This window comes from Paraburkholderia oxyphila NBRC 105797 (assembly GCF_000685075.1).
In the GTDB taxonomy this organism is placed as follows: domain Bacteria; phylum Pseudomonadota; class Gammaproteobacteria; order Burkholderiales; family Burkholderiaceae; genus Paraburkholderia; species Paraburkholderia oxyphila.
In genome coordinates this window covers 80987-103780 of sequence record NZ_BAYD01000015.1, presented here as the reverse complement: position 1 = coordinate 103780, position 22794 = coordinate 80987, and the positions used below count along the sequence as shown (strand labels likewise).

The 22794-nt window shown below is 63.7% G+C and carries 20 protein-coding genes; 6 read left to right on the top strand and 14 right to left on the bottom strand.

Annotated elements, in window-relative coordinates; translation table 11 throughout:
• Positions 1–3: 3 nt before the first annotated feature.
• Complete coding sequence (locus BO1_RS13275; RefSeq protein ID WP_028217982.1) at positions 4–1473, bottom strand: amidase family protein; 1470 nt, start codon at positions 1471–1473, stop codon at positions 4–6.
• Between the two features lie 279 nt (positions 1474–1752).
• On the opposite strand from BO1_RS13275, the gene BO1_RS13270 reads away from it, so the two are divergent.
• Positions 1753–2664 (top strand): LysR substrate-binding domain-containing protein, encoded by a 912-nt coding sequence (locus tag BO1_RS13270; RefSeq protein WP_028217981.1) that lies wholly within the window; start codon positions 1753–1755, stop codon positions 2662–2664.
• A gap of 55 nt (positions 2665–2719) precedes the next feature.
• Here BO1_RS13270 and BO1_RS50845 read toward each other — a convergent pair whose 3' ends face one another.
• Genes BO1_RS50845 through BO1_RS13240 form a run of 6 tightly spaced genes read right to left on the bottom strand, consistent with a single transcriptional unit; the run spans position 2720 to position 8687 of the window.
• A complete protein-coding gene (locus BO1_RS50845; RefSeq protein WP_043284701.1) occupies positions 2720–3481 on the bottom strand; it encodes a GntR family transcriptional regulator in 762 nt (253 codons plus the stop codon).
• Between the two features lie 36 nt (positions 3482–3517).
• Positions 3518–4360, bottom strand: a complete 843-nt coding sequence (locus tag BO1_RS13260; RefSeq protein ID WP_028217980.1) for a TauD/TfdA dioxygenase family protein — start codon at positions 4358–4360, stop codon at positions 3518–3520.
• A 55-nt stretch (positions 4361–4415) separates the two neighbouring features.
• Positions 4416–5762 carry an MFS transporter gene (locus tag BO1_RS13255; RefSeq protein ID WP_028217979.1) on the bottom strand — a complete coding sequence of 449 codons (1347 nt, stop codon included), beginning with the start codon at positions 5760–5762 and terminating at the stop codon, positions 4416–4418.
• Positions 5746–7116, bottom strand: a complete 1371-nt coding sequence (locus BO1_RS13250) for an MFS transporter (RefSeq protein ID WP_245643783.1) — start codon at positions 7114–7116, stop codon at positions 5746–5748. The genes BO1_RS13255 and BO1_RS13250 overlap by 17 nt, the downstream gene beginning before the upstream one ends.
• Positions 7117–7163: 47 nt before the next feature.
• A complete protein-coding gene (locus BO1_RS13245) occupies positions 7164–7538 on the bottom strand; it encodes a BON domain-containing protein (RefSeq protein ID WP_028217977.1) in 375 nt (124 codons plus the stop codon).
• Between the two features lie 27 nt (positions 7539–7565).
• On the bottom strand, positions 7566–8687 hold the full coding sequence (locus BO1_RS13240) for a porin (RefSeq protein WP_028217976.1): 1122 nt from the start codon (positions 8685–8687) through the stop codon (positions 7566–7568).
• Positions 8688–9110: 423 nt separating this feature from the next.
• Between BO1_RS13240 and BO1_RS13235 the strand changes: the two genes are divergently transcribed.
• Together BO1_RS13235 and BO1_RS13230 are read left to right on the top strand one after the other, a co-directional pair.
• Complete coding sequence (locus tag BO1_RS13235; protein ID WP_028217975.1) at positions 9111–10169, top strand: BKACE family enzyme; 1059 nt, start codon at positions 9111–9113, stop codon at positions 10167–10169.
• Positions 10170–10292: 123 nt separating this feature from the next.
• Positions 10293–11264 carry a quinone oxidoreductase family protein gene (locus BO1_RS13230; RefSeq protein ID WP_028217974.1) on the top strand — a complete coding sequence of 324 codons (972 nt, stop codon included), beginning with the start codon at positions 10293–10295 and terminating at the stop codon, positions 11262–11264.
• Positions 11265–11277: 13 nt separating this feature from the next.
• Here BO1_RS13230 and tssF read toward each other — a convergent pair whose 3' ends face one another.
• Entirely contained in the window at positions 11278–13131 is a 1854-nt protein-coding gene (gene tssF / locus BO1_RS56330; protein ID WP_052409443.1) for a type VI secretion system baseplate subunit TssF, read from the bottom strand.
• A gap of 288 nt (positions 13132–13419) precedes the next feature.
• Here tssF and BO1_RS50840 point away from each other — a divergent pair, with 288 nt between their 5' ends.
• Positions 13420–14370 carry a fatty acid desaturase family protein gene (locus BO1_RS50840; protein WP_043284697.1) on the top strand — a complete coding sequence of 317 codons (951 nt, stop codon included), beginning with the start codon at positions 13420–13422 and terminating at the stop codon, positions 14368–14370.
• Positions 14371–14414: 44 nt separating this feature from the next.
• Here BO1_RS50840 and BO1_RS13200 read toward each other — a convergent pair whose 3' ends face one another.
• From BO1_RS13200 to BO1_RS13190, 3 genes are read right to left on the bottom strand one after another with little or no spacing between them, the layout of a single operon-like run.
• The gene (locus BO1_RS13200; protein WP_084687927.1) at positions 14415–15575 is read right to left on the bottom strand and encodes an aromatic ring-hydroxylating oxygenase subunit alpha; all 1161 of its coding nucleotides are present in this window, start codon (positions 15573–15575) and stop codon (positions 14415–14417) included.
• A 16-nt stretch (positions 15576–15591) separates the two neighbouring features.
• The gene (locus tag BO1_RS13195; RefSeq protein ID WP_028217969.1) at positions 15592–17178 is read right to left on the bottom strand and encodes a GH3 family domain-containing protein; all 1587 of its coding nucleotides are present in this window, start codon (positions 17176–17178) and stop codon (positions 15592–15594) included.
• A complete protein-coding gene (locus BO1_RS13190; protein ID WP_043284695.1) occupies positions 17178–18128 on the bottom strand; it encodes a fatty acid desaturase in 951 nt (316 codons plus the stop codon). The genes BO1_RS13195 and BO1_RS13190 overlap by 1 nt, the downstream gene beginning before the upstream one ends.
• Positions 18129–18197: 69 nt before the next feature.
• Here BO1_RS13190 and BO1_RS13185 point away from each other — a divergent pair, with 69 nt between their 5' ends.
• On the top strand, positions 18198–19100 hold the full coding sequence (locus BO1_RS13185) for a lipase family protein (protein WP_043284744.1): 903 nt from the start codon (positions 18198–18200) through the stop codon (positions 19098–19100).
• Here BO1_RS13185 and BO1_RS13180 read toward each other — a convergent pair.
• Both BO1_RS13180 and BO1_RS13175 read right to left on the bottom strand, forming a co-directional pair.
• Entirely contained in the window at positions 19088–20215 is a 1128-nt protein-coding gene (locus tag BO1_RS13180; RefSeq protein ID WP_028217966.1) for a hypothetical protein, read from the bottom strand. The two genes, BO1_RS13185 and BO1_RS13180, sit on opposite strands and share 13 nt — an antisense overlap.
• 6 nt (positions 20216–20221) lie before the next feature.
• A complete protein-coding gene (locus BO1_RS13175) occupies positions 20222–20932 on the bottom strand; it encodes a hypothetical protein (RefSeq protein ID WP_028217965.1) in 711 nt (236 codons plus the stop codon).
• Between the two features lie 64 nt (positions 20933–20996).
• On the opposite strand from BO1_RS13175, the gene BO1_RS13170 reads away from it, so the two are divergent.
• The gene (locus tag BO1_RS13170; RefSeq protein ID WP_028217964.1) at positions 20997–22451 is read left to right on the top strand and encodes a fatty acid desaturase; all 1455 of its coding nucleotides are present in this window, start codon (positions 20997–20999) and stop codon (positions 22449–22451) included.
• Positions 22452–22489: 38 nt separating this feature from the next.
• On the opposite strand, the gene BO1_RS13165 is transcribed toward BO1_RS13170, so the two are convergent.
• Positions 22490–22750, bottom strand: a complete 261-nt coding sequence (locus BO1_RS13165; RefSeq protein ID WP_028217963.1) for a PAAR domain-containing protein — start codon at positions 22748–22750, stop codon at positions 22490–22492.
• Positions 22751–22794 lie beyond the last annotated feature (44 nt).

Sequence of the window (22794 nt, the reverse complement as noted above, 5' to 3'; positions counted from 1 at the left end):
GGCTCACCCCATGCTGCGAACAGCAGCGGCAAGTGGATCGATCGGAGTGAACACGCCCGCGCGCGCCTCGATGGCTTCGCCCGCCGCGAGGCACAGCGCTTCGCCATAGCGGCCCGCTACGAGTTGCACACCCGAAGGCATGCTGGTGCCGGAGGACGCCGCCACACCGAGCGGCACGCTCAAGCCCGGCAAACCGAGCACCGCTGTCGCAAGCAGCGGGCCTTGCGCCTGCAGGATGCGGCGCATCGCGTCGTCACCGTGCTGGTCGGCATCGATAGCGAACGGGCGCTGGCACGACACCGGCATCAGCAGCAGCGGATAGCGCGCGAAGAAGGCTTGCCATTCGCGCAACAGGCCCGTGCGTTGCGAGAGGCCGTCCATGTAGCCGGCCAGGTCGAGCGTCGGCGCGATGCGGCGCTGGCTGCCGAACGCCGTGCGGATGGCGCGGTCGCCACAGTCTTCGATGGTCTTGTCGAGACCGGTGAGCGCCTCGTTGGTCACGAGCTTCAACCACAGCTCTGAGGCTTCGTCAAAGCGCGGCGGCACCACCTCCTCCACGACGCAGCCGGCCTCCTCGAGCCAGCGCGCGGCCTGCTGGACGGCGTCGATCACCACCGGGTCGGTGGGAATGCCTGGCAGTTGCGCGCACACCGCCACCCGCGTGGGGAACGGCGCCAAGGCGCCCTTCGTTGCGTTCGAGGCATCTCGTTGTGTCGGCGCGACCGGCATCCACCAGGCGTCGCGCGTATCGCCGCCCTCCATGGCCGCGAGCGCGAGGCGCAGGTCGCCCACCGTGCGCGCGAGCGGCCCCTGCACCGAAGCGAGCTGCACCGCAAGCGTGCGGTCGCGGCTTTGCGTCGGGTTGTAGGCGGGCACGCGCCCCGTGGTCGGCCGCAGCCCGGCCACGCCACATGCATACGCAGGATAACGAATCGATCCACCCAGGTCGTTGCCGTGCGCGATCGCGCCGATGCCGGCCGCCACCGCAGCCGATGCGCCGCCACTGGAGCCACCCGGCGTCAAGCCGGCATCCCAGGGGTTCAGCGTTCTGCCGTAGAGATCATTGTCGGTGAACCACCGGTACGAAAACGCGGGTGCGTTGGTCCGGCCGATGATGACTGCACCGGCCTTGCGCAGATTCGCCACGACCGGGCTGTCCTCGCGCGCGATCAGATCCTTGTAGGCCACCACGCCGTTGGACGTCGCGCGCCCCGCCATGTCGACGTTCACCTTGACCGTCACCGGCACGCCATGCAGCGGGCCAGTCGCTTCTCGCCGGCCAACGGCGGCATCGGCCGCCGCGGCGGCTTCGAGCGCGCTATCCGCGAGCACGTCCACGACCGCGTTGAGATGCGGATTGACTTCCTCCAGCCGCGCGAGGCAGCTCTCCACGAGTTCTTTCGACGAAACGTCGCGGCGCGCGACGAGGGCGGCCATTTCCGTTGCGCTCAGGCGCCACCATGCTTGACTCATATGTGCTCCTCCAGGACTCTCGATTGGCTTTCGTTTTTTTATGCCCGCCGGACCGCTCGGGCGAACGTCAGGGACTGGAAAGAGGCTAACTGGGACAGTCCGATCGCAAAAGACGATATATTGTTCGCGGTGACCACCACAGGTTGTCGCGCTGCCACCTCTCCCAGGAGTAACCCTGGGCCGTTGCGGCTGAGTCGCGCGAGTCGGCAACATCTAAATCACGAAGGAGACTACGCTGCATCGTCATCGGCCGATGGACCGCGACGCGGCGGACGAGACATGAAGGACCATCACCTGAAGGCCTGGCTTGCCCTGGTCGAAACCGGCAGCATTCGTGGTGCATCGCGCCATCTGCATCTGAGCCAGGCCGCCGTCACGAAAGCGGTACGCGAGCTCGAACAGGATCTCGACGCGCCGCTCATCGTACGCAGCTCGCGCGGCGTGCAGCTGACCGAATGCGGCCGTCAGCTCACCTCGCGCGCGCGCCTCGCCCAGGCGCAGCTTGCGCTCGCGCGTCAAGACATCCAGCAGCTGCTTGGTGGCAAGCGCGGGCATGTGGCGGCCGCAGTGACGCCGATGGTGCTCCTTGGCGCGCTGCCCACGGTCATCGAGCGCTTCACCAAGATCATGCCGTTGGCAGAACTGACTTTCGAGGAAGGCCTGATGCCTCACGTGCTGCACGCGCTGCGCGATGGTTCGATCGACTTCGCGGTCGCCGCGCCGGCCGAGGAGGAAGTCAGTGGCGAGTTCGACTTCGAGCCGCTGCGCACGCTCGAGACGATCGTGGTCTGCCGCCGCGGGCACCCCATGGCAAGTGCCACCGAATGGAGTCAGGTGGCCGAGTGCACGTGGGCCATGACCCTCTCGCCCGGCAGCCACCATTGCAATCTGCTGGACTACCTGCGCCGCGCCCGGCTGCCGTTGCCCACACGCATCATCCGCGCGAACACGTTCGGTGTGAGCTGGAACCTGATGGCGCGCAGCGACGCGCTGCTCGCGGTGCCCGTGGGCATGCTCGAGGTGGAGCCCTATGCGCAGCAGGCGACGCGCGTGCCGCTGCGTCTCGAGTTCCCGCCGCTTCGGCTTGGCATCATGAAGCTGCGCGACGCGCCGCTCTCGCTCGCGGCCGACAAGCTCGCCGACCTGTTCCGGCAGGAAATCGCTTCCAGCCAATGTGAGCGCGTCGCATGAAGTTGCGGACGCCCCGAGAGGCGAAGCGGCTCGCGTGCCGCTTCGCCTCACACGGTCAAAACGGCTGTTCCACGACTGCGCGAACAGCAGCATCCCGTGCCTCGTCCAGACGCGAAGTGGCAAGGGCCAGCAGGAGTGGGCCGTCCCGCCTCATGGCGGCGTCCTGCATCGCACGCCAGACCTCCAAAGATGTGCGGATCGTTTGCGGCGCAGCCACCATGCCCAACCGGACGTAACGCAGCGTTCGCAATGAGATCGAGTGCAGGATATCGACCAGAAGCCGGTTATGGCACAGACCGATCGTGGCGAAATTCAGGAGAAAACTTTCCACGGCATAAGCGTCTATCGACGCCTCGGCAGCCTGGGCCAATCTGGGAATATGCGCCGTCAATAGCGCTTCGAGTTCCGGCAAGTTCTCACGGGTCGCCTGCTCCAGCATCGTGACATACAGCACACTGCGCACCCGGAAAATATCCCTGAGCTCGTTCTCGTCGGGCGCCGTCACGATCGCTCCGCGTCTCGCCTGAAATTCCACCAACCGGTCCCGCTCCAGGATGCGCAAGGCTTCGCGGACCGGCGCGCGGCTGACGTGCAGCACTGCGCTGATATCCGCTTCCAGCAAGCGCTGCCCCGATTTCACGAGATCGAGCGTAATGACGCCGGCCAGGCGGGCAGCGATCTGCTCGGCGATGGGCACCGAAGCATACGCCCAGTCCTGCCCGCGCAGCACCGCCCGCTCCACTGCCAGCATCAACGAATTCTTCGGCGTGAGGAGTGCGGAAAGATCGGGAAGATTTTGCGTCTTGTGGCGAGCCATAACGTTCAGCCGAAGCGATCTTGAGCAGGAATCCCGTCAATAAGGCCTGTCACCTTCGATCCCGGCTCTTTCCATTTTGCGCGGAGCCGGCCAATAGTCCATGACCGCGTAGTGCTGGGTCGACCGGTTATCCCAAACCGCCACACTATTGGGCTTCCAGCGAAAGCGAACCTGATACTCGGGGATCGATGCCTGGCTCTGCAGATAATTGAGCAGAAGACTGGCGCCGGGCGTCTTGTCGAGGCCATACCGCACGTTCTCGACGGTATGGTAATTGACGAAATGGGTCGTAAAACTACCGACGTACAGCACCTTTTCGCCAGTCTCAGGATGGGTCCGCACGACCGGGTGTTCCACCTCCGGATTTTGCGCGGCCAGCTTTCTGCGCTCTTCGAGCCCCATGGCGGCGCCAAACGAATGCTCGATGCTGCTCTTCGCCCTCAATCCCTCAATGCGCTTCTTGATGTCATCCGGCAATTGCCTGTACGCCTCGACCATGTTGACCCAGATGGTGTCGCCGCCGACCTCCGGGCATTCGATGCAGCGCAGGACCGCACCCATGGACGGAGCCGCTCGCCAGAGTCCATCGGTATGGTAGTTGTTTTCATAAGGGTTCTTCTCGTCCGACCGGTAGATTTGCACGAGGCCAGGATGGTCCGGGTCGCTTCCGGCGACAGGATGATCTTCCAGCTTCCCGAATCTGCGCGCAAAAGCAATGTGCTCCTCGCGAGAGATCCGTTGATCCCGGAAGAAGAGAACCCTATGTTTAAGCAGCAGTGCCTTGAGTTCTGCAAACAACGATGCATCTCTTGCAGCGTCTCCGATGTTCACACCGGACACCTCTGCGCCAATGCAGGCGGTCAGCCTTTCGATCTTGATCATGAGCGGTTACTCCTTGTTCCTCGACTATTCATATCGACATTGAATGATTGGGTCAGGCTCGTACTTCTGCGTTCAGTGCATCGCCGCCAAGCGGCTCCCTCTCCAGCTCGACGGCGGAAACTCGGGCAGCGTCTGCGTCGTAACTGCGCATCGCGATGACGAAACACACCGCAGCCAGCACGCTAAACAAGGGCATGACCGTCAAGGCGCTTTGCAAACCCCATTGGTCAGACACGATGCCCGTCAGAAAGGGCCCCACGGCCAGGCCGAAAATATTTTGAAAGAGGGAAAGCACCGCTGCACCCGTGGAGCGAACGCCTGGATGAATAATGTCCATCGCAATCCCGGCAACCACACCCACCGTGCAGTTCATGAAAAAGGCCCCGAGCACGATCAGGTCGAACCGCACATGCGCCGCGTAGGTTCCACCAAACGCGCCCGCCAGAACGACCGACGTGACCAGACACAGCGCAGACAGCGCGAGTAGCTTGTTGCGCGGCCTGCGCAGAGCCAGGCGCCCCACCACCGCGCCCCAGACCGTGCAGCTCACGGCGCCGACCAGCACGACCAGTCCCGCCGCCCTCGCCGCGGCTTCCGGGGACATGCCCTGGAAGCGGTTCAAATAGCTGGGGAGCCACGACCAGATGGCCGAAACGGTAATCAGTTGTGCCGCAGCAGCGACGCACACCCATAGCAGGGTTCGCGTGCGTGCCAGGGTGCCGAAAATGTGTTTCAGCGTTTCCGCCAGCGACTGCGCCGTCTTGTTTGAATCGGCGGCCAGCGGCAAGGTCCTGTAGTCACGCACGAACAGATAGAGCAATGTCAATACGAGCCCAGGCAGGCCGACCACGCCAAAAGCCGACTTCCACCCCCACCTGGCCGCAATGGCCCCGCCCAGCACCACCCCGAGGACAGAACCCAGCGACGGCGCAGCGTAAAAGGCACCGAGCACGGCGCTGCGCAAGCGGCCGGGGAACAATGTCGAGATCAGGGCCACGCCTACGGAGCCGTAACCGGCTTCGCCGATGCCCACCACGGCGCGTGCCGCAAACAATTGACTGAAATTGGCCGTGAACATGCATGAGATCGTCGCCAGGCTCCAGCAGACGGCCATCGCGACGATACTCTTCACGCGGCCCATCCGGTCCGCCACCAGCGCGACAGGTATACCGCCCGCTCCCACGACAACGGAGACGACGGACACGAGCGCGCCCAGTTCCTTGTCACTCAAACCCCATTCGCTCCTGATATGGGGAAACAGCGAGACGATCACCTGTCGATCGATAAAATCGAAGAACATGAGTGCGAACGTCATCCCAAAGGCAAACCATGCCTGCCGCTTGCTTATCAGGTAGGCATCCTGATTAGTTGCTATGGGTTCATCATCCACAATGTTCATGCTTCTCTCCGGGAATTCCAGATACCGTGCAGTGGTCGACCTCGTCCTGGCGCCGCGCTTGCGCGCAGTGGCACCATCGGCCAAGGAGATACATCGTCAAAGGCAGGATTGCCGCAACGGGAAGCCACCGCAGGGCGATTTGAAGACCGACCGCGTCGGACACCATCCCGGTGACGAATGGGCCAGCTGCGAGCCCCAGGATATTGTTGAACAGCGTCAGCGTGGCAAAAGCCGAACCGTGGATCGTCGGTGACGTGGCTCCCGCGATGATCGCGCCACACGTACTGAACGAGCTGGCCAGAAAGAACACGGCGGGCGCAAGCAATGCGAGCTGCAGGTTGCCGGGCGGCAAGCGAAACGCGAACTCCAGCAGCACGCCGAGCGCAAGGCAATAGCCAATCGCCATGTTCCACCTTCTGAGCGACGAATTCCCGCTCACCCAGTCGGTCATCACGCCGCACAGGAATTGGCCCAGACCGCTGACAAGCACAAGACCCGCCGCCACAACGGCTGCTTTGCCCACAGGCATCCCCCAGTAGCGATTCAGGTAGCTGGGCAGCCACACGAACAGCGTGCCCTGGATGAAGAGCTGCAACGCGCTGCCAAGATAGGCACACAGCACCGAACGTGACGGAAACAGGCTGGAGAGCAGTGCCCGGGGAGCCCATGCGAGGCGGTCATGCACCGCAGCGTCATCGGTCTCGTCCGCACACACGCGCGCCATGCGCTTTTCCGTGACGACAAAGCCATAAACGATGACCAGCACCAGTCCGAATATCGCCATCGTGCCCATTGACCAGCGCCACCCAAGATGGGTCGCAATGATGCCCGAAAGCGAAACGCCGAGCACCGACCCGAAGGCCGCCGCAGACGTAAAGCCGCCGACGATACTGGAACGCATGCGCTTCGGAAAAATGCCGATGAGCATGGCGAGCCCCACGCTTCCATAAGCGGCCTCGCCGACACCGACGAACATGCGTGCGACAAACATCTCGTGGTAATTGGCGGCAATCGCGCATCCGAGCGTGGCGACACTCCACAAGCCCGCCATCAGCGTGATGCTCTTGACGCGCCCCCAGCGGTCCGCGACGAGAGAGAACGGCAGCGTCAGCACGCCAACCGCCAACGGCACGATGCTGCTGACCGATCCGAGCTGGGTATCGGAGAGGCCCCACTGCAGCTTCAGCATCGGAAACAACGCGTTGAGCGCCTGCCGCGACATGTAGTCGGACAACAGCAGACAAAACATCAACGCAAACACCAACCACGCATACGCGCGGGTACCGCCGGCAACCCTGGATGACTCGGTCGACGCGGCAGGGCTCGTATAAAGATTCAACTCGGTCTCCTTCATGGATTCACGTACACCTCCGCAATCGACGCGGCAGGTGCGGCGGCCTTCTACTCGCCAAAGGATCGCTGAACCGAAAGCCGGTTCGTCACGGAAGTCACGCCAGGCACCCCCTTCGCGATCTCCACCACGGCGCCGATCTGCGAAGACTCGGTGACGGTGCCATTGAGGGTGACAACACCGCTTCTTGCGACGATGCTGATGTCACCGGCGTTGATTTCCTTGTGCTTCGCGAGCGCGGCATACACCTTGCGGCTCAGCGCCCGGTTTGCTTTCCTGACCTCCCTTGCCGTCGGCGTGGCAGGGATCGCCGTCGAGGCCGTCGGCATGGCGTTGTCCTGGGCATTCGCATCGACGCTCAGCCCTGCCAGCAGCGCGAGAATCGCCGCGCAAAGCGAAATGCCCACGATCATGTTCTTTGCCATTGCATGCTCCGGTTGCATTTCATGTCTTCAGAAAGTGTGGCGGATACCGATATTCGCCGCCGTTGTGGAAACGCCCGGTGCAACCGGTGCTCCATACGTGATGGCCTGATTCATGGTGCCCCGGTTGTCGACATAGCCCACCTGCGCATAGAGCAGCGTGCGCTTGGACACGCTGTATTCCGCACCCAGCGCGTATTCGCTCGAATGATTCGCGGAATCGTTGCGGTCCTTCATATAGTAGAAGCCCGAGGTCAGCCTGAAGAACGGCGTAAATTGATAGCCGAGTCCAGCCGAAATGAATTCGAGGTTGGCTGAGGCCTTGTCTGAGGGATTCTGCCCAAGACCATACCCGAGCGAAACCGACACGCCGTGGAAGGTGTACTTGCCGCCAACGTAGTAGAAGCGGTTGTTGTCGAGGCCAGTGGGCGTGGCTGCGGCCAGGTTGGTGTCGTGCCCGTTGTAGTACGCTGCCGCGAGGTTCAGACCGTAGTTCGAATAGCGGAGCACGGCGGATTCGCGCGTGCCGCCCTGAAACTGCCCCGCCACGCCACCGGGCGCATACTCCAGCGCAAGCCAGGCGCCATAAAACTTCGGCGACTGATAGACGATCGCGTTATCGTCATACAGCGCGCCGATCGGAACGTTGGTATTCGTGCCGGTCCAGTGCGCGGCCTGGTTCAGGCCGAGCCACGCCCCGAGAACGCTGCCGAAGTACTGCGCAGCGCGCACGTCGGTATCGGCCATCGCGAAGATCATTGGCGCGTACTGCCGCCCGAGGTCGACCGAACCGAACGGCCCGGACACGCCCACGCTCGACTGCATGCCGAAGATCGCGGAGGCCCCCGTCGTATCCGCAAGGCCAAACTTGCCGGTGCCGGAATTGAACACGCCTTGCATCCGGAAATTGACCTTGTAGCCATTACCGATGTCCTCGGTGCCCCTGATTCCCCAGAAGCTGGCATAGATGCCGGCGTCTTTCAGGGAATAGAGATGCCCCAGGTTCTTCGCGTTGCCCGCGTACGACGCGGCCGAGGTGCTCTGATAGAGCAGCCCCGTGTCGATGGCGCCATACAGCGTCACAGACGATTGCGCGTGCGCAGCGCCTGCCAGGACTGCGGACAGGGCTACCGCCCCCCATTTCAGCTTCATTGCGTCTCCTCCGTTTTCTTTGCGTTGTGCGATTAGCCAGACACCCGTCGGCTCCCATTGCCGCCGGCCATGGTCCGATCGTTCGGTCGAACGTCGGCTGCGCCATGATCGCTAAATTTTATTATTGTCGACATCAATAATTACACCAGGTACCCGATTACTACGGACCGGATCCTGCCTGTATCGACGCAGTCCGAAGGTTCTCAGCCGCATCGTACCTCGCCGCGAATATTCTTGTCGACATTATTTGTTTGCGAGACTACACTGAAAGCAACACTGGCCTTGTGCCAGCGTACGGCCGAACCCGAGTCACGGTGGGGAGGAAAAGTGCAGCCGCTATTGCCGCCCTGTCGATCACGCGAGCGATTCAGATATGTCGTTCGATATCCTTATCATCTATCTTTCACGTAGAGATCCATCATCATGAATTTTCTTGACGGTCACCTGTATCCCGAGAACCAGCAGCCCTTGATCATCACGGCCGCGCCCTATGCGCCGGGCTGGATTCCCTCGGACTTCCCCGAAGATATCCCTGTCACGATGGAAGAGCAGATTCAGAAGGCGGTGGATTGCTATGAAGCCGGAGCCACCGTACTGCATCTGCATGTGCGCGAACCCGATGGCAAGGGCAGCAAGCGCCTGTCCATGTTCAATGAGCTGATCGCCGGCGTGCGCGAGCGCGTGCCGGAGATGATCATCCAGGTGGGCGGCTCCATCAGCTTCGCGCCCGAGAGCGACGGCGCGGCGGCCAAATGGCTCTCCGACGACACGCGGCACATGCTGGCCGAACTCGATCCGAAACCAGACCAGGTCACGGTCACCGTCAACACCACCCAGATGAACGTGACGGAGCACGCCGGCATCGACGACTTCAAGGGTGTATCGCGCGGATTCCCGCACCTCTACGGGACCTACAAGGACATGATCGTGCCCTCGAATCCCAGCTTTATCGAGGAGCACATCCGGCGCCTGTCGGCCGCCGGCATCCAAAGCGAGTTCCAGGTCTACAACATCAACAGCTTCGAAACGATCGAACGCCTGATACGCCGCGGCGTGTACAAGGGGCCGCTGGTGATGAACTGGGTGGCCATCAGCGGCGGCATGGATCAGGCGAACATCTACAACCTGGCCAACATGCTGCGCGCCGTGCCCGACGGTGCGGTGGTGACAGTGGAAAGCTCGGTTCTCAATGTGCTGCCTGTGAATATGATCGGTATTGCCCTGGGCCTGCATGTCCGGTGCGGTATCGAGGATGTGCTGTGGAACCAGACCCGCACGGGCAAGATGAGCTCGGTGGAGCAAGTCAGGCAACTGGTGCGTATCGCGGGCGAATTCGGTCGCCCGATCGCGACCGCGAAGCAGGCACGCGAGATCTGCAAGATCGGCGTGTTCTACGACACAGCGGAAGAGACGCTGCAGGCCAACGGCTTCGCACCCAATCGAAACGGCGGCAACCAGGGCTTCCTGCGCAAGCCGGACTGAAGTTTCCCGAGTGCGGGCGATACGCCCTGCCCTGCACGGGTCGCCGCGAGCACACGTACGCGAAGACGGGCCGCGTGGCCAGGCGGCCGCGCAATCATCGACATTCACAAAGGAATACTGAATATGGCACGAGCGATTCGATTCGCCCAGACCGGAGGACCCGAAGTTCTCAGGCTCGAAACCGTTTCGGTGGGTGAGCCAGGCCCCGGCCAGGCGCGGGTGCGGCACACGTATGTTGCCGTCAATTTCATCGACATCTATTTCCGTACCGGCCAATACCCGCTCGCCCTGCCCAATGGCCTGGGTTCCGATGCGGTGGGCGTGGTCGAAGCCGTCGGCGAGGGCGTGGCCGACATCAAGGTGGGCGACAGAGTCGGCTACCTGCTGGGACCCCAGGGGGCCTATTCGGATGTGCGCGTGATGCCCGCCGACGTGCTGATCCCCCTGCCCGACGGCATCAGCGACCAGACCGCATCGACACTGATCATGAAGGGCATGACCGCACAGTACCTGTTCCGGCAGGTCTATCCGCTCAAAGGCGGAGAAACCATCCTGTACCACGCCGCGGCGGGCGGGGTGGGGTCGATTGCCAGCCAGTGGGCGCGGGCGATCGGCGTCACCATGATCGGGACAGTCAGCACCGACGAAAAGGCGGAAATAGCGCAACGCAACGGCTGCACGCACACCATCGTGACCTCGCGCGAAAACATTGCCGAACGCGTGCGCGAACTCACCGACGGCAAGGGCGTGGAGGTCGTATTCGACTCGGTCGGCAAGGATACGCTGGACGCCTCGCTCGATAGCCTGCAGGTACGCGGCACGTTGGTGAGCAACGGCACGTCATCCGGTCCTGTGGCGCTCGACACCCGCGTGCTGGCCCGCAAGGGCTCGATCTGGGTGACGCGGCCAGCGATGGTGCATTACGCGACGCCGCGATCGCATATGCTCGCGATGGCAAGCGAGCTATTCGATCTCGTACTGGCCGGCAAGATTCGCAGTGAACCCGGGCAGACGTTCGCACTCGCCGAGGCCGCCGATGCGCATCGCGCGCTGGAGTCGCGCAGGACGGTTGGGTCGACGGTGCTCGTGCCATAAGGCCGGGACCGCTTCAGACAAGCGGCACGGCGCCGGGCAAGAGCCGCCCCCGCGCCAACTCCGCTCCGTTGCTGGCCGAAATCATGATCAGCTGGACGAAGCTATGCGCTGGCGCGTATCGGAGGAACACACTTTCGAGCACTCGCACATAGACGGTCAGGGACACCCCGCTCAGCGCGCCCTCATCGATCACGAGCCGCACCCTGAGCCCGCGAACCATACGGGACTGAAGCTCGTCGACGACCCACTCCATCGCGCTCTCACGGGCCAGTCCGACAATGGCGTTGACCTGTTGAGCGCCCGATTGCGCGCCAACGGGCACGTGGCCGTTCATCAATGCCTTCAATGCGGGCAGGCCGGACTGGTCGAGGCTAAATGGGCCGGCCGACAGGCTTCGAAGCAGGTCCCAGTGGAGGTTGCGCGCGACTGGTCGTGGCGTGCTGTCAGTTGGCCTATGGATGAGCGTGATTTTGCCCACATGGGATCTGTCCGGGTAAACAAAATCACCCCGCGGCTCGCCCCATTGCATGGACGACGGCAAGTCGCCGTTGCTGCAGACGAGCATGGCGTCAATCTGTTCGTCGCGCGGTGGCTCGGCTTCCTTGCCGCGTCCGTCAACGAAAGAGAGGACACACTCCTGCCTGCCGGGATGCCAGTCAACGCCAGCCTCATGGGCCGCTAGCCAGTACAGATCCCGCGTTCCGGTCGCGGCGCTACCGAAGCCCGCATGATGCCCAAGCGAGTAAAGCGGATTGATCTCTCTTGACGATGAGCTACTGTCCCCTTCCGTCGTGAGCCGCACCGATTGCACCGCCCAGACAGCGGCGGCGGCCGGCGTGACAGTCTGCGGCACCAAGGGATAGACGGGACGCGTCACGTCCTTTAGTGCGATCGGTTCCGCCGCACAGGTGAAAAGGTTCACTACCGGAGTACAACCCAGCCGGAAGTTACGCGCCGACAATCCCGTCAACGACGCCGCGGCAGCCGCATCAGGATGAAGACCGCTGACCGGCACATGGATGGTCAGCCGCCTTTTTACTCCCCGGCAACCTGGAACCTGTCCGAGATGGACGTCCAGGAAGTAAAACTTCTGTGGATAGGCGAAATACTCGAGCAGTTGTCGATACTGGGACTGCCCTCCGTGCGGGCGCTCGATCAGCGCTTCTTCATCGCCGAAGCCAACTGCTGAGACGGGTACTGCATCCAGCACGCTCCAGCGCCCACTCGAATCCACCTCGACAAAGGCGGTCCCGGCCCCGTGGATGAGCGCGTCGATGACCGACGCGGCAGCAATTCCGGGTGCATCGACGAAAAGCCGCACTACCCCGGGTATCGCATCAGCGAATGCGATCGCTTCCGACGGCACGGCAAAGCTGATCGAAAAGACACCACTCGCACCCTCGGGCAGCTGCACGCTGGAGGGCACCGCCGACGGCAACCGATAGATCGCCTCGTCGATGCGCAGGGGGGACAGCGTCACATCGTAGATGGTCCGGAAACCGTAAGCGCCAGAACGGGTCGTGAGTTGCTTGCCACGCCTGACCACGGCTGGCCTCGTCAGCCGTTCGACGGCCGCGCCCGGCTCGAAGCAGGCGATGGAACATGATGGGAACGGCCGCAGGAATTCGGGGTACAGGACCTCGAGAAGTGGCTTTGTAAATGCGGAAAAATCGTCGTCGAGTTGCTCGTGTATGCGCGCGTTGATCAGCGCCGCAGACTGAATCATGCGCTCCACGTAGAGGTCCTCTGACCGCTCACCCGAAATAGCAAGGCGAGCTGCGACCCGCGGATACCGGACGCCAAATTCAGCAAGCGATACGCGCAGGATCGCGAGCTCTCGTTCGTAACTATGGATAAGATCGTTCATGGGGCACCAGCTCGCCACGTCACCACATATCGCTGAGCGGGGTCTCTTTCGAGGAGTACATTGTCGTTGGGGCATCAGACCCGGCGGTCACCCGCCGCGCCTGCCCATATCAAGTTGTTCGCACCCGGCATCCGTCAATTGATCTTCCCCGTGACCTGTATCCGAGCACAGATGGGGCTAACTCAGTGACGCAATCCACTGGTGTATATTTCAGGGCACGAGCCGATGTCTCTACCCCGCTCCCGCGCGTGAGCCACTCACCGCACGTAACCGCACATCTCATCGCCCATGTCTTCGTTCCGTCTGCCGACGCTCGCCGAACTCCGGCTAACACTCCCCTTCGTGGACAGTGCGCAGCCGTGGCGGCTCGTGCGTTATGCCAGCATCGACTGGACGATCATTGTACTGTGCTGGGCAGCCATGCGCGCAATGCCGAACCCGTTCGCATACGCGGTGGGCGTGCTTTTGATCGCGGGCCGCCTGCAGTCGTTCGGCGTCATTCTGCACGACGCTTGCCACCTCCCTGCGCGGCGGTTGTCGCTACCGCTTGCTCTCGTCGAAGCGTTTGCGGGGTGGACCATCGGCTCATCAATCGCCGCGATGCGCTATCACCATTTGCGCCACCACCGTGCCGTCGGCACGCGGCAGGACCCTTACCTGCACCGGCTCTCCGCGCGCGGCGGCTGGGTACGCCGCGTCATGATGCTGCGTGGCGCGCTGCTTCCCCTATGGTGGCCGCTACGCGCCCTGATGGCGCCGGTCGCGCTGGCGTGGCCTGCGTTCCGCTCCTGGTACGCACGCGGCTTCCTGCAAGACCGCTCGCACGCCGAATTGAGGCGTCATCCGGAGGTCATTGCGTGCGCGCGCCACGATCTCCCGCATTGCGTGGCGTATTGGCTGGCGATCACCGCAGTCGTCCACTGGGATCTACCGTTCATGGCCTACTATGGGCTGCCGTGGGTACTCGGCGGCATCATGAATGCGAACCGCGTTTTGCTCGAGCATGAACACGTGGAAGTGGGCGAACGCGCGCCCGAAACGATCTGGTCGATGACGCGGACCCTCGGCTTCGGCTGGTTCGGCAAGCTCGTGCTCTATCCGCGCAACATTGGCTTCCATCAGGTCCACCACGCTTATCCGGCGCTCGCGCTTGAACATCTACCGGCGGTCCATCACCATCTGCAAACGCACATAAACCAGGGCATCGCCTCAACCGGTTCGACGGCTAACAGGACTTGATGCGTCGGCCGGGGCATGTGCTTCAGCAGGCCGCGCCCGCACCGCTACAACTCGAACCGTACCGTTTTCTCGCCGAGGTGCGCAACGCTCACACGTTCGCCGCGCTTCACCGCGTCGATCAATCGGTCGATCGCCACATGCACGACATCCGCGCGAACGTTGTGCGGCCGGAAGCCCGGCGCATTGTCGAGCCCCTCCCGGTGCGCGCGCATGATACGCACGTCCTGCTGGATCACCAGATGCGTGTAGAGATGCAGCATCGGCCGCAGCAGGCGCAGAAGCCAGCGCGGCAACCTGAAGCGGTAGGCGATATAGGTATAGACGCGCGAGCGCCGCGCATCGATCGGCGTAATCTGGCTGACGATCAGGAAGCCAGAACGAATGCCCCAGCGGTACTCGCAGCGTGTCACGTTCGGCGCGATGAAGCGGTCGGTGTGCTCGAGGGCTACCCGGTCGGGATTCGTCAGCCAGGCGAGGCAAAAGCCGATACTGTCGTCGCCGTCGTGATAGGTGACCTCAACGCTCTCCGGCGTCGTTGCGACGGTCGCCTCCATCGGCTTGCCACGACTGCTGCGGAAAATGCCGTCATGCACGAAGACAGTATGCGGCACGTCCATGAAATTCTGCGCGAGCATGGAGATGTCGCCATCGAAAGTGTTGACCATGTAGTACGACTGCCACGGCGCCTGTTCCCGCATCGGCATACGAAACACCGGACGCGCCGAGGCATCGCCGCTGCCCAGGTACACCCACACGAGGCCATCGAGCGCGCGCACCGGCAGCGCGCGCTGCCGGAACGGATACGGGTTTGACGTTGCCGTCGCGCGCGCACCGTCGATGCTCGGCACGTGCACGACCTGCCCCTGTCCGTCGTAACGCCACCCGTGGTACGGGCAGACAAGCTGGCCGCCGTCCAGTCTGCCTGCGGAGAGGCGCGTGCCACGATGCACGCACTGGTCGATCAGCGCTGCAATCCGGCCGTCCTGCTCGCGAAACAGCACGATCCCGATGCCAAGCATCCTGACGCCCAGCGGCTTGCCGCGCCGCAGTTCGCGTTCGGTGCAGGCGACGAACCATTGCTCGCGCAAGCCATCCGTGACGCCTTCTTCGTCCGCGTCTGCGGATGCGCACGCACGCTGGCACGCCTCGCTTCCGGGCGCGGCGCGCCGCGCTTCACTGATCTCTTCGACGGTTTCCTTGCTCATGGCGTTGGTCCTCGCATCACGCTGCGCTGATCGCCAGCATGGCCTCGGCAAGCGGCAGCCGTGTCACCAGTCCGCTCGGCTTGACGTCGCCCGCGCGCATGCCTGTGCGTTCGGCCGCGCGCTGCAGCAGGTCGCCGAGCGCCGCCTGTGTGCCGGGAATCAGCCGTGCGCGCAGCGGCCCGAGTTGCCCGAGACGGCGAGCTTGCGCATAGTGAAAAATATGGCCAAGTCGCTGCTCGACCTCGTTGCGCAGCGCTTCGACGCTGTGCTCTCCCGACCCAGCAAGCAGCAGCACATAGTGCGGCGCATCGGCCTGTGGGGAAGGTACGAGACACGCCGTTGCGCCGCGCGCACGCGCCGGCGCCAACGCCTCGCCCACGGCTCCCTCGTCGAGCTTCTCTCCAACCAGATCGCAACTGGCCGCTGCGCGGCCGAGGAAAGTCACGCGTGGTGTCCGACCGGTCATGCCTGTGATGCGGATGCGATCGCCAAGCGCATAGCGGTACAGGCCCGCACCGGTCGTCATCAAGACCTGCGCCTTGTCGCCTGGGACAAGCGCAGAGACATCGCAGATACGGCCATCGTCACGCAAAAACTCCAGATAGTGACTGCCGACCGCCAGCGTGCAGTCAGGCGCCTCGCCAAACGGAATGCTCACCACGCCCTCGGTTGCAAAGAGTCCTTTGGGCAGCCACCGCGCCTGCGGAAATCGTTCGCGTAGCGCCTGTGCGTAACCGCGGCTCGGCCCGTCGAGCCAACAGCTGATGGCAGCCAGACGCGGCCATAGCCGGCCGCAATGACCATCGGCGAGCGCGCCGCGCAACGCAGCCGCGCGCGGCCCAGGCAGCTCCGCTTCGAGCGCGGCGAGTTCACGCGCGCTGCTCGCGTCTTCCGGCGAGAACAACGGGCGCAGCACGCTCGCAAGGAAGGTCGGACTCCAAACGCTAAGTAGCGCCAGAGAGTCGTCGGCGATAAGCGCGCGCAGCGTTTCGTACCGCCACGTTGCGGGGTTGCCCGAGAAGGGTGGCACCAGCAGCGTCGCGGCGAGCGCCGCCGCACTGCTGCCGCCCAGATACTCCAGATCGCTGGCAGAGCCAATTCGAATGCCGTTGGGCGCGACGCCCGCGGGCTGCAACGCGGGCGACATCGACCAATAGGCACGGCCTAGAGCAATCTCCGGGCAGAGGCGAACCATGTCGGCGAGCCAGACGACCATCGCCGACTGCATTTCGCGCAGGAACGCCGGCGTGTAGGGGATCAGCTTCTGGCGCGCGGTGCTCCCGCTCGTACGCTCGAAAAAGAGCGGCGCCTGCGCGGTCAATACGGGCTGCGTGTCACGTGAAGCGCGCTCGAGCCATGGGAGATATCCTGCCGCGCCTTGCATTGGGACACGCTCGCGGAATTGCTCAGGACTCGCGATGTCCGCGAATCCATGATGCCGCCCGAAGGCAGTCTCGCGATTCGCCGCGAGCAGTTCCATCAGCCGCCGCGACTGTGCCTGTTCGGGCGCGTCGAGCTGGGCCAGCCAATGTTCGACGTCCGGCTGCGCGGCGCGGGCAAAGGCTCGCCATGCGCCGACCGGATCGAAAGTGGATGCGGCCATCAAAAGTAAGTTTTCCTGAGTTGCGAAAGATCGTCCGGCAACCGGCGTGGCGGCGCGAAGATCGCAAGCCAGCCGTACCACAGCGGACGCGTCTCGCGCAGATCCGAAGCCTCGTGCATGTCCTGCCAACGCGTGGCGGGCTGCCGGTGATGCGTGAGGTTATAGTTGAAATTCAGCAACAGCCAGCGCACCGGCGTGGGTGCGCGCATGTTGTACGTGCCTTCGACAACGTCGAGCGGCGTACGCATGTGATAAACCCATTGCAGCGACGACCACGAGAACGCAAAGGCCGCGTAGGCGATCAAGACCACGCTGGCCGACCAGTCGAATATCCAGCCTGCACACAGCCAGATGACCGCGGCCACAAACGTCTCGATGCGAATGCGGCGGAAATCCGCGGCGCGGAAATCCGCAAACGCAACCGCGTAGGTGCTGTCACCGCCGCCTTGCGCCAGGCGCCGCGTCACCCGCGCGGGCAGCAGCGCCAGCACGACGCTGCCTGCGAATCCGCCAAGCCATATTCCGCCGAGAATCGCGGCGTAATATTCGACGCGCTTGCGCACGAGCGATTCGCCGGGCATCGCGAAATCGGCGCGTTCGGCAGGCGTGCGATTGCGCACATGATGGCCGAGATGATTCACGTGAATGAGCGTCGCCGCAGCGCCAAACATCGTGGAAGCCCACGCCATCATCATATAATTGACACGGGAATGCCGATGCGCGAACCCATGAAATGTCTCATGCATCATCGAAAAGACGCCCTGCATGACGAGGCAGAACGGGATCAGCATCAGCCACTTCGCAGGGCCTGCCTGGGTATGCGAGAGCCACGTGAGGGTACCGGCCCACACGACGCTCTGCAGCACGAGGACAATCAGATTGCCACGATCATAGCGGCGGTTGCGCGCCACCGAAGGGGCGGACGCGGAGGATGAGGTTCTGGCTCGCATTAGCCTCGAAATTACGGTTGATAGTTCGGGAGGATACAACACATGCGCGGCGCTGCCGGGAAGTTGGCCATGAAGCATCTCGTGAAGCGGCCCGCATGGTCGCCGGCGGGCTTCGACGACTGGCAACGCCACTACCCTTCAACGCCCTTCGCTCGCCATGCGGGAGCGCGCGACTGGACCGCATGCTTTATCGACTGCTGGAACCGGCAGCGTGCAGGACTGCCCACGACAACGACGGTCGTGCTCGTTGCGGGCCTCTACTCCGAATGTCTGCCGGGTTGCCATCGCGATGCCCGGCGCGCGCTCGGTGCCGCCGGCTATCGCGTCGTGACGGTGCCGGTACGCTCCTCGCGCACGGTCATGACGCAGGGTGCGCACATCGCCGCCTGGCTGCGCAGGCACCTCGCTCCCGGCGAAGCATTTATCGCGCTCACACATAGCAAGGGCGGGATCGATACGCTCGCGGCGGTGATAAGCGATCCCGCACTGATGGGCCAGTGCACCGGCATCGCGCTCGTTCAGCCGCCTGTCGGTCCTTCGGCGATCATCGACAGGCTCTTTGGCGCGCCCACTCCGCGCATGCCGCTGCTCGAACGCGCCGCGCGCCGACTCATGCGCACACGCTGGACCGCGCAAGGCACGCGCGACATCAGCAGCGACCGCGACCCGCGCGTGGCGGCGATGCTGAGCGCCATCCCGGGCGAGCTCCACCTCGTCCACGCGGTGAGCTGGTCGATCGAGCCTGCCACGCGTTTCGATTCGCATCACACGCGGCTGAACGGGTATCGTCCAGACTGCGCCCACGACGGCCAATTCTATCTTGAGCATCAAGTTTTACCCGGTATCCCGCAGATTTGCCTGCCTCGACTCGATCACGGTCAGCCCGTGCTCGGCGGCCTGGGTTTCGACGCAGGCCGCTTCTGGCTCGCGCTCGCGGATCTCTTGCACGTCACCTCGACTCAGACCAGATAGATTTCAAATCCTGGCGTTTCCTGAGCCAGAATCTCGTCCCGGCGCCGCCAATTGTCCGCGCGACCTTCGAGTGTCGGCAGGACGTACAGGTCCATGGGCGTGCGCGTATAAAGGAAGCGATTCATGGTGGCCCACAAGGGGTCGCCATCGAAGAGGCACAGTTGCATCAGCGCATGGGTGCCTCGCACGCGCGACCAGGCCGCGTCGATCAACGCGGAAAACACGGCCGGGTCCCGCTCGCGCACTTGAAGATGGGTGAGATAGACATCCCGCAGCGGCTCGCCCGGCGCAGCGATGCGCGGGCGGCCCAAGGCCGGCGCGATTGCGTTACAGGCCACGCGGATCGCCTGCAAGCTCAGCGGCAAGCGTTCGAGCACGATGCGCTTGATGGCGCCCGCGTCCCACGGCGCCACGCAACCGACCAACGCACCCCGGCCATCGATCGCCAGCAAAAACGACGCAAGGCCGAATGCGGGCCACGTCCTTAGCCGCCGAGCGAACTCCTGCTCCGAAAATACGCAGCCAAACGGCTGCTCGCGCGACTGGGCATCGAGAAACGCACGCAATGCGTCGGCGTGCGCAGTCTGCGCCTCAACAATTCGTATTCCTGATTTTGTACCTTCGCGCCAGCTCAAACCGCGCCGTGCATAGACGGACACGTTGTCGTAGCCATGCCAGTGCGTGAAGCGCAAGCGATCCGGGCGCCGCGAGCGTGCAAGCGACTGGATGGCGAGACGGTTATCGCGAATCATGCAGCAGAAAGCGTGCTCGACGCCCGATTCGCGGTGAAGTGCTTCGAGGCGCCCGCGCACGACGCCGGTCCATTCGCGCGACAGACGTCGCCCGGACACGAGCCGCAAATCGCCGAGGTACGCGATGCGCTGCGCGTGTCCGCCGAGATAGCCTTCGCGCACAACGAGGCTCGCGATACCTTTGAGTGCCTCACGTTCGTCCTCGGCCAGCCAGACCTCGTGCTCGGGGCTGTGGCACCGGTGCAGCGCAAAGTAGTCGGGGGCACGGTCGAATCGCAGCGGCAGGTCACCCTGCATCGCATGACGCGCGTGGAATTCGAGAATCCGTGCGTTGTCTTCGGGATTGGCCTGGCGAATCAGCACGATGTGTCAACCTGCTTCGAACAGCCGGCGCGCGAGAGGCCGCAGATTCGACGCCTTGAGCTCACACAGGCAGACAAGCTCATCGCCACGCGCGTATCGAGGATTGCGCTTCAGAAAATAGTCGACTTCAGGCAGTGTGCGATGCGCGGCCGGTATCTCGGCGAGCGTTGGCATGAGACGCCCTTGCGGTTCGTCGAACGTCAGGAGGCCGCTCGCGCGGTCATAAGCGCGGCCATAGCGCTCCGTTGCGAGATGGTCCATCAGCATGCGTGCGGCGTCACCCGTCTGGGCGTCGGCGCGAGGTGCGTAGTCGCGCGCAAACGCGCGCAGATAGCGGTACGTCCTGTGACCTTTCACGATCAGAAACCAGAACAGCGGCAAATCCGGCGCCTCACGCCAGATCTCGCCCGCGTGGCGGATCCAGGCAAAGGCGAGTTGCTGCGAGCCCCAGCGCGCCGGATCGACGATGGTATCGCCCGAAAAAATGACACGTATCGCCGAGCCGTTCCAGCGCGTCGTGTAGCGCTTGAGCGTCGAGAACCCCTGAATCATGTCGTCGGCGCCGCGTAGCACGATGCAGTGCGTCTTGTCGTCCAGATCCTTGCCGAACTGCTCCCGCGCCGTGTCACAGTAAGACGCCGCGTAGAGCGCGTACATGCGCTCGATCTCCTCCGGGCGCAAGGCCGAAAGCTCGACCGCGCTGGCGCGCAGACTCATCAGTCCAACTCCTCTAAAACTGGACGGCTTGCTATCATAGCCGGTCACTCGCGCGTTTCCAGCCATGAAATACGACTCCCCAAGCGCGGACGCCAACGAACTGCCCGTCGCGCGCCCCTGGGCCTTGCTGATCGCCTATCTCGTCTCCACGGGCCTGCTTTACGGCTTCGTCACGCATTTCCCGTTCGGACCGGTTCACACCATTGCCCCCAGCGCGCTCGATCGCGCGATTCCCATTGTGCCGGCCACGGTCCCGCTGTATTTGAGCTATCTCTTGATCATGCCGGCGCTCATCGGGCTCGGCCGCACGCGCGGCTGGCTGTTGCCAACGTTCTTCGCCGGCGCGAGCGCGGCGGGCACATGCCTCCTGTTCCATCTCTTCCATCCGACCGCAATCGTGCGGCCCGTGGCCGATGCCACATGGATAGCGTGGCTCCAGCACATCGATGCGCCGCTCGCGGCGTCGCCGAGCGGACATGTCGCGCTGCCGGTGGCGATTGCCGTGACGCTCGCGGCGATGCGCAAGCGCGCCGCCGCGCTGTTCGTTCCGTGGGCAGTCTCGATGGCCATCACGGTGCTCACTACCGGCCAGCATCACATTGTGGACGTCATCGGTGGCGGCGCCATCGGGCTCGCCACTGCGTTCGCCACACTAGCGCTCGTGCGCCTCAAGGTCAATCTGCGCACCATGGGTGCGCTACTGCTCGAATGGGCCTGCATTCTCGCCACGATGCGCGTGGCCATGGCGCTCGACGCGGCACCGCTCTATGTCCTCGCGGGCCTGATCGTCGCAAGCCGCCAGCACGCCCTGTTCATCCTCTATCACGATGCAACGCATTACCACCTCACGCGCTTGCGCCGTCTCAACGACTTCCTGATCGACACGGCCATCGGTGCGCCGGGGCTCGTGCCGGTCGAGTTCTATCGTCCCTTGCATCTTGCCCATCATCGTCACGTCGGCACGCCGGACGACCCCGAGCGCCAGTTCCTGTATTACGGTCAACCGTGGCGTTTCCGCCCCCTTGGCGCACTCGCGCTCGCGCGTCAACTGCTGGGCGACCTGCTCGTGCTGAACATGGCGCGCAACATGGCCGCATACCGGCGCTCCGGGGCAAAGCGGGTGCGCCTGTCGACGCCGTTTTATGGCGCCGCCGCCGTCTGGCTCGCGATCGTCGCAGTGCTCGTCTGGGCATGCCCGGCATCCGCGCTCGCGAAAATCGCCGCACTCTGGTTCGGCCCGCTGCTGACGCTCTCCGTCATGATCCAGAAAATCCGCAGCATGGCCGAACATAGCGGCGGACCGCACGCGACGCCGGGATGGGCCGACTGGACCTACTCGTGGCGTGTGGGCTGGATTGGCCGCGTGCTGCTTTGGCCATATCACATCAACCTGCACCAGCAGCATCACCGCAGCCCAGCGATTCCGTGGCACGCACTCCCTTCGGCGCTGGCCCAGGCGGAGCCCCAGCTTCCCGTGAAGGATCTGGTCAAGCTGCTCTGGGCAGGGCGCAGCGGGTAAGGCGCAGCGGGTAAGCCGCCGCACGCATTGGCCCGCCGCTACGCGCTAACAGCATCCCTTTGAGTCGCGATGAGCAAAGCCCCACAACTCAGGTGGTCGCCATCGCGCGCAACGGCCTTGCCGTCGAACGTGACATTGGTATCGCCGGAAACGATCACAACCGAGCCATGAATTCGACAGATCGCCCGGTCGCCGATCCGGGCCAGCGGCTTGCCGTCGATGTCTGAGGCAGGCGCCCCGCTCACCACCACGCCACCATGTGTATGGGCGTCACCGACGCAAATGAACGGTCTCGTCATCGCACTCGCCTCCAGGCGTCAACATTACGGTTGATGCTTGCCGT

What these genes read in the sequence shown, in the direction of transcription:
- BO1_RS13275 (WP_028217982.1), bottom strand. Translation starts at nt 1,473, where the DNA reads ATGAGTCAAGCATGGTGGCGCCTGAGCGCAACGGAAATGGCCGCCCTC.
- BO1_RS13270 (WP_028217981.1), top strand. Translation starts at nt 1,753, where the DNA reads ATGAAGGACCATCACCTGAAGGCCTGGCTTGCCCTGGTCGAAACCGGC.
- BO1_RS50845 (WP_043284701.1), bottom strand. Translation starts at nt 3,481, where the DNA reads ATGGCTCGCCACAAGACGCAAAATCTTCCCGATCTTTCCGCACTCCTC.
- BO1_RS13255 (WP_028217979.1), bottom strand. Translation starts at nt 5,762, where the DNA reads ATGAACATTGTGGATGATGAACCCATAGCAACTAATCAGGATGCCTAC.
- BO1_RS13250 (WP_245643783.1), bottom strand. Translation starts at nt 7,116, where the DNA reads ATGAAGGAGACCGAGTTGAATCTTTATACGAGCCCTGCCGCGTCGACC.
- BO1_RS13245 (WP_028217977.1), bottom strand. Translation starts at nt 7,538, where the DNA reads ATGGCAAAGAACATGATCGTGGGCATTTCGCTTTGCGCGGCGATTCTC.
- BO1_RS13240 (WP_028217976.1), bottom strand. Translation starts at nt 8,687, where the DNA reads ATGAAGCTGAAATGGGGGGCGGTAGCCCTGTCCGCAGTCCTGGCAGGC.
- BO1_RS13235 (WP_028217975.1), top strand. Translation starts at nt 9,111, where the DNA reads ATGAATTTTCTTGACGGTCACCTGTATCCCGAGAACCAGCAGCCCTTG.
- BO1_RS13230 (WP_028217974.1), top strand. Translation starts at nt 10,293, where the DNA reads ATGGCACGAGCGATTCGATTCGCCCAGACCGGAGGACCCGAAGTTCTC.
- tssF (WP_052409443.1), bottom strand. Translation starts at nt 13,131, where the DNA reads ATGAACGATCTTATCCATAGTTACGAACGAGAGCTCGCGATCCTGCGC.
- BO1_RS50840 (WP_043284697.1), top strand. Translation starts at nt 13,420, where the DNA reads ATGTCTTCGTTCCGTCTGCCGACGCTCGCCGAACTCCGGCTAACACTC.
- BO1_RS13200 (WP_084687927.1), bottom strand. Translation starts at nt 15,575, where the DNA reads ATGAGCAAGGAAACCGTCGAAGAGATCAGTGAAGCGCGGCGCGCCGCG.
- BO1_RS13195 (WP_028217969.1), bottom strand. Translation starts at nt 17,178, where the DNA reads ATGGCCGCATCCACTTTCGATCCGGTCGGCGCATGGCGAGCCTTTGCC.
- BO1_RS13190 (WP_043284695.1), bottom strand. Translation starts at nt 18,128, where the DNA reads ATGCGAGCCAGAACCTCATCCTCCGCGTCCGCCCCTTCGGTGGCGCGC.
- BO1_RS13185 (WP_043284744.1), top strand. Translation starts at nt 18,198, where the DNA reads ATGAAGCATCTCGTGAAGCGGCCCGCATGGTCGCCGGCGGGCTTCGAC.
- BO1_RS13175 (WP_028217965.1), bottom strand. Translation starts at nt 20,932, where the DNA reads ATGAGTCTGCGCGCCAGCGCGGTCGAGCTTTCGGCCTTGCGCCCGGAG.
- BO1_RS13170 (WP_028217964.1), top strand. Translation starts at nt 20,997, where the DNA reads ATGAAATACGACTCCCCAAGCGCGGACGCCAACGAACTGCCCGTCGCG.
- BO1_RS13165 (WP_028217963.1), bottom strand. Translation starts at nt 22,750, where the DNA reads ATGACGAGACCGTTCATTTGCGTCGGTGACGCCCATACACATGGTGGC.